Here is a 4,887-nt window from a genome sequence, read left to right on the forward strand (position 1 = left end):
ATTTCTCTGTTAGGTGTGCCGGAAGAATTCGGTGGCATTCCGGCGGACTATGTCACCCAGATGCTGGCGCTGATGGAGGTCTCCAAATGTGGCGCACCAGCGTTTCTGATCACCAACGGCCAGTGTATTCACAGCATGCGTCGTTTCGGCTCACCCGAACAACTGCGCAAGACGGCAGAAAGCACGCTGGCCACCGGCGATCCGGCCTACGCGCTGGCCCTGACCGAACCGGGCGCAGGCTCAGACAATAGCGCTGCGACCACTACCTACACCCGTAAAAACGGCAAGGTGTATCTGAACGGGCAAAAAACCTTTATCACCGGTGCCAAAGAATACCCATATATGCTGGTACTGGCGCGCGATCCCGAGCCAAAAGATCCAAAAAAGGCCTTCACCCTGTGGTGGATGGAATCCAACAAGCCGGGTATTAAGGTCAATCCGCTGCACAAGATCGGCTGGCACATGCTGAGCACCTGCGAAGTTTACCTCGATAACGTTGAGGTGGATGAGAGCGATAGGGTGGGTGAAGAAGGCATGGGCTTCCTCAATGTGATGTACAACTTTGAAATGGAACGCCTGATCAACGCCGCACGCAGCGCCGGTTTCGCCGAGTGCGCATTCGAAGATGCCGCCCGTTACGCCAACCAGCGTATCGCTTTCGGCAAGCCGATCGGCCATAACCAGATGATCCAGGAAAAGCTGGCGCTGATGGCAATCAAGGTCGACAACATGCGCAATATGGTGATGAAAGTGGCCTGGCAGGCGGATCAGAAACAGTCCCTGCGCACCAGCGCCGCGCTGTGTAAACTCCACTGCGCCCGTACGGCGATGGAAGTGATTGACGACGCCATCCAGATCATGGGCGGGCTTGGCTATACGGATGAGGCTCGGGTTTCCCGCTTCTGGCGCGACGTGCGCTGCGAAAGAATTGGCGGTGGCACCGATGAAATCATGATTTATATTGCTGGCCGCCAGATCCTGAAAGACTACCAGAGCAAATAAGGCAATAAAAAGCCAGGAGGTCGCCAATAAGCCAACCTCCTGGCGAGTTATCAATAAGCCACCAGCTAATTCAACCCGGTAAACACGCCGGTTCCGCCAAGTTATTATTGAACTGCTTACGATAATCACTTGGGGAGCAACCGACATGGCGCATAAATAATTTGGCAAAATGGTCGACGTTTTCGTACCCGACCCGCCAGGCGATCTCATTGAGACTATTATCGGTATTGGTCAGCGTAAACTTGGCCTCGGTGATCCGGCGCTGTATCACGTAATTGATCGGCGATATATGATACTCGCGGGCAAATTCATGGCAAATATAGCTGACGCTGGCGCGGAACTTTTTAGCTAGCTGTTCAAGCGTGATCTTTTCACGATAGTTATTATTCAAATAAACCAGCACATCCTTCACTAACACGTCTTTTTTAATGTAGCCCAACTCTGAACGGTAGGCGTTTTTAAAGTTCTCATAAAACAACGTGGTAAGAGCATAACCATAAGCATCATAAATCGATGAGGTTAACTCGTTTTTCTGCTGGGGTAGCCTAACGCCGAGTTCATGAAAAATCGTTTTTATCACTTCAACGCCTTGCCCTACGGAAACCACCGGGCAGGAGTGAGACTGCAAAATCTGATTTTCCTCCCAGCCCTGAAACTTGAAACCATGAACGGCACAGGTATAGGTGGTGGCTGGGGAAGCGCTGTCCGATGCCACCGCGTGCAGTCGGCCAGGCTCAATAACAACGATATCACCGGCGTGTGCCACGTAGTAGGAGGAGTCGATGACCAGCCTGGCCACGCCCTGCTTGACGTAAATCAGCTCGCTCTCATTATTATGCACATGATGCCCAGACTCCCAGTTGGGATCGTCACTGATGACGAACCGCGAAAGTTTGGGCGTCATCCCCTGCTCGAAAAGGGCTTCTTTTTTATTATCGAAACAGCGCTGAAACATGGCAACCTCCACACAAAACAGTTGGCTTTGGCAAAATGATCAGTAGCTAAAATAGAGCGGCAGAAAACAATATACAATATGAGCCCAGGCGACTAAAACAAGATAGTTTGCCCAGCATGCAAGATGGCACGAAAATAAAATCACGACGATCGCGCCGCTGGCTTACCTTGCTCACTGGCAAACCACTTTCCCGCCAAGTAATCCCTCCATTATTAGCCGTTTTTTTGCAAGATTGTTAGCAACAAAAACAGATTATCCAGTCGTAAATCCCCCTGCGCACTCGCAATATATTGTCATGCTTTTTGTCCTTTCCGCTGATAGAACGCTCTCTGCCGCCAGCGAGCGACCCACAGGAGATACCATGAAAATAATAACCTGCTTTAAGCTGGTCCCCGAAGAGCAAGATATTGTGGTTACCGCACAACGTACGCTCAATTTCGATCACGCCGAAGCCAAAATCAGCCAGTTCGATTTGAACGCGATCGAAGCCGCTACCCAACTGGCAACCGAGAACGATCAGATTACCGCGCTCTGCGTGGGCGGTTCGCTGCTGCAAAATTCCAAGGTGCGCAAGGACGTACTGTCACGCGGCCCTCATGAGCTTTATCTGGTGCAGGATGCGCAGTTGGAAAACGCGCTGCCGATGGATACCGCGCACGCGCTGGCCGCCGCCGCAGACAAAATCGGTTTTGACCTGATGCTGTTTGGTGAAGGTTCCGGGGATTTATATGCCCAGCAGGTCGGCCTGTTGGTCGGGGAGATCCTGCAACTCCCCACCGTTAACGCCGTCAGCCAGATCCAGTTTGCCGGTGACCGTGTGCTGGTTGAACGCACGCTAGAAGAAGAGGTAGAGGTGCTTGAACTGCCGCTTCCGGCGGTGATCTGCGTGACTTCAGACATTAACGTTCCCCGCATTCCGACGATGAAGGCAATCCTCGGCGCCGGGAAAAAACCGGTCAATCAATGGCAGGCCAATGACATTGCCTGGAGCCAGACCCCGCCGTTAGCCGAACTCGTTGCGATCACCGTACCGCCGCAGAAACAGCGCCAACGCATCATTCTGGAAAACGATTCCCCGGAAGCGATTGCCGAGCTGGCTGACCATCTGAAAAAAGCGCTGAACTAACCCACGACTGGAGAAAATCATCATGAGTAAACTGACAAACGTATGGGTGTTCAGCGACAACGTTGAGCGCTACGGCGAATTGATGGCAGGTGCACGCCAGTGGGGCGAACATGTTTACGCCATCGTGCAGGACAGCGAACAGGTTGCCAGGCTCAAGTCTCTGGGTGCAGACGGCATCTACGTGCTGGAGAAAACCTCTGCACTGCAGCGCATTGAAAATTACGCCGAAACTCTGGCGGATATCCTGAAAGAGGTCAACGGCGAGCAGACTCCGGCCCTGGTACTGATGGCAGCCACCAAACGCGGTAAAGCTCTCACCGCTCGCCTCGGCGTGCTGCTAAACGCAGCGGTAGTGAACGATGTGACCACCGTGCACGTCGACGGGGCTGATTTCATTGCCGAACACCGTATGTATGGCGGATTGGCCTTCGGTAAAGAAAAAATCAATACCACCACCGCCATCATCACCCTGGCTCCCGGCGTGGTGGAGCCTGCCGCCGCCGACCCGGCGCATGACTGCCTGGTCACTCAGCTCAGCTATGTTGCCCCGCGCCAGGAAATCCTCTGCAATGAGCGCCGTGCCAAAGCGCTGAGCAGCGTCGATCTCAGCAAGGCCAAACGCGTGGTTGGCGTGGGACGTGGGCTGGCAGCACAGGACGACCTGAAAATGGTTCATGAACTGGCAGCCTTGCTGGGAGCGGAAGTTGGCTGCTCTCGCCCTATCGCCGAGGGAGAAAACTGGATGGAACGCGAGCGTTACATCGGGGTATCCGGCGTGCAGCTGAAATCCGATCTCTACCTGATGTTGGGCATTTCCGGGCAGATCCAGCATATGGTCGGCGGCAACGGCGCCAAGATCATTGTCGCGGTGAATAAGGACAAAAACGCCCCGATCTTCAACTATGCCGATTACGGCCTGGTGGGTGACATTTACAAAGTGGTCCCTGCCCTGATCGACCAATTAGGTCGTTAACCCTTGGATTTACCGCACGCGTCTCGCCGCACACCCGCGGCGGGATAGGGAGCATAAGCATGTCGGATGATAAATTTGATGCCATCGTGGTCGGTGCTGGCGTCGCAGGTGCCGTAGCCAGCTACGTGATGGCGCAGGCCGGGTTGGATGTGCTGGTCATCGAACGTGGCAACAGCGCTGGCAGTAAGAATATGACCGGGGGCCGCCTGTATGCCCATAGCCTGGAACGCATTATGCCCGGGTTCGCGCAGGAAGCACCGGTAGAGCGTAAAGTCACCCGCGAAAAGATCTCATTCATGACGGAAGAAAGCGCCGTCACGCTCGATTTTCACAGCGAGAAACCAGACATTGCCGCCCAGGCGTCTTATACCGTGCTGCGCAACCGGTTCGATCCCTGGTTGATGGAAAAAGCCGAACAGGCCGGAGCACAGTTTATCTCTGGCGTCCGCGTCGACGCATTGATACGGGAAGGTAACCAGGTCATCGGCGTGCAGGCGGGCGACGATATCCTGAAGGCTGACATAGTGATCCTGGCCGACGGTGTCAACTCCATGCTTGGCCGCTCGATTAACCTGGTGCCACCTTCTTCGCCACATCACTATGCCGTAGGCGTCAAAGAGCTTATCGGTTTATCCCCCTCAGTGATCGAAGATCGCTTTAACCTCTCTGGCAATGACGGGGCCGCCTGGCTGTTTGCCGGTTCTCCGTCCAACGGCCTGATGGGGGGCGGATTTCTCTACACCAACCGGGACTCCATCTCTCTAGGGCTGGTCTGCGGCCTGGGGGAAATTGGCCACGCGGGGAAAAGCGTGCCCCAGATGCTGGAGGACT

5 protein-coding genes are annotated in these 4,887 nt (G+C 54.5%); 4 read left to right on the top strand and 1 reads right to left on the bottom strand.

The features are described 5' to 3' along the window. Positions 1-1,002, top strand: a 1,002-nt coding sequence (locus ACLQ7H_RS12380; protein WP_411752926.1) for an acyl-CoA dehydrogenase, incomplete at its 5' end; no start/stop codon positions are given. A 70-nt stretch (positions 1,003-1,072) separates the two neighbouring features. Here ACLQ7H_RS12380 and ACLQ7H_RS12385 read toward each other — a convergent pair. Further along, positions 1,073-1,957: an AraC family transcriptional regulator gene (locus tag ACLQ7H_RS12385; RefSeq protein WP_411752927.1), complete on the bottom strand. Its 885-nt coding sequence runs from the start codon at positions 1,955-1,957 to the stop codon at positions 1,073-1,075. Between the two features lie 361 nt (positions 1,958-2,318). Here ACLQ7H_RS12385 and ACLQ7H_RS12390 point away from each other — a divergent pair, with 361 nt between their 5' ends. From ACLQ7H_RS12390 to ACLQ7H_RS12400, 3 genes are all read left to right on the top strand, one after another. Then, positions 2,319-3,083, top strand: coding sequence for an electron transfer flavoprotein (locus ACLQ7H_RS12390; protein WP_411752928.1), 765 nt, complete (start codon positions 2,319-2,321; stop codon positions 3,081-3,083). A 22-nt stretch (positions 3,084-3,105) separates the two neighbouring features. Next, positions 3,106-4,056 carry an electron transfer flavoprotein subunit alpha gene (locus ACLQ7H_RS12395; RefSeq protein WP_411752929.1) on the top strand — a complete coding sequence of 317 codons (951 nt, stop codon included), beginning with the start codon at positions 3,106-3,108 and terminating at the stop codon, positions 4,054-4,056. Positions 4,057-4,115: 59 nt separating this feature from the next. Beyond that, on the top strand, positions 4,116-4,887 hold a 772-nt coding region (locus ACLQ7H_RS12400), incomplete at its 3' end, for an FAD-dependent oxidoreductase (RefSeq protein ID WP_411752930.1).

The organism is Serratia sp. (in: enterobacteria) (assembly GCF_046715635.1).
Classification (GTDB): Bacteria; Pseudomonadota; Gammaproteobacteria; order Enterobacterales; family Enterobacteriaceae; genus Chania.

Coding starts and splice junctions, on each gene's coding strand:
- ACLQ7H_RS12385 (WP_411752927.1), bottom strand. CDS start 1,957: ATGTTTCAGCGCTGTTTCGATAATAAAAAAGAAGCCCTTTTCGAGCAG.
- ACLQ7H_RS12390 (WP_411752928.1), top strand. CDS start 2,319: ATGAAAATAATAACCTGCTTTAAGCTGGTCCCCGAAGAGCAAGATATT.
- ACLQ7H_RS12395 (WP_411752929.1), top strand. CDS start 3,106: ATGAGTAAACTGACAAACGTATGGGTGTTCAGCGACAACGTTGAGCGC.